Genomic DNA, 233 nt, shown 5'->3' with positions numbered 1-233 from the left:
ATGCTGGCAGAACTATTTACGCGATATTCTAAAATTCAGGTTGAACTTGATCAAACAGAATATTTGACTGATCCCGTTAGGGATCGTTTAACTTCAATAATGATAGCAGGATTTTTCGCAGTGATGATTTTGAAACATTGAGAATGGCCGCGGTTAATGGATTTGGGGTAGGGCTTTTGCCTAATTGGGTAGTATCGACAGATATTCATTCTGGAAAACTGATGCCTTTATTC

Annotated in this window: 1 pseudogene; it reads left to right on the top strand. The window is 38.2% G+C overall.

From position 1 onward, the window contains the following. Nucleotides 1-143: 143 nt before the first annotated feature. Nucleotides 144-233 (top strand): annotated as a pseudogene (locus tag C5469_RS24670) (LysR family transcriptional regulator); the annotation flags it as partial.

It is taken from the genome of Photorhabdus cinerea, assembly GCF_011189575.1.
GTDB lineage: Bacteria > Pseudomonadota > Gammaproteobacteria > Enterobacterales > Enterobacteriaceae > Photorhabdus > Photorhabdus cinerea.
The sequence above is the reverse complement of the archived record's forward strand: the minus strand, read 5'-3'. Positions and strand labels throughout refer to the sequence as shown.